General features: G+C 62.8%; 1 pseudogene. It reads right to left on the bottom strand.

The features are described from left to right. Window positions 1-304 (bottom strand): annotated as a pseudogene (locus MKL09_RS09275) (solute carrier family 23 protein); the annotation flags it as partial.

Here is a 304-nt window from a genome sequence, read left to right as displayed (position 1 = left end):
CCGACGGACATAAGCAGGAAGCCGGTCAGCGTCATGAGAGGACCGGTGACCAGCAGCGGGAAGATGCGCAACACGTGCCTCTCGAACGGCGTCACGGCCAGCCCGAACAAACCGCTGACGCTCACAGAGCCCTTGATGCCGTTGAGCACGACCTCTGGCATGGCTGCCCTCGCAAGCGTCGGCGAGATCTTGACGGCGATCACGCCCATGATGACCGGCAGGCTAATGCCGAACGGCCCGAATCCGATCATCTTCACCGGCTTCTCGATCCCGCAGGCGAACAGGTCCGCGTTGATCAGTAGGG

Source organism: Methylobacterium sp. J-048 (assembly GCF_022829515.1).
Classification (GTDB): Bacteria; Pseudomonadota; Alphaproteobacteria; order Rhizobiales; family Beijerinckiaceae; genus Methylobacterium.
The sequence above is the reverse complement of the archived record's forward strand: the minus strand, read 5'-3'. Positions and strand labels throughout refer to the sequence as shown.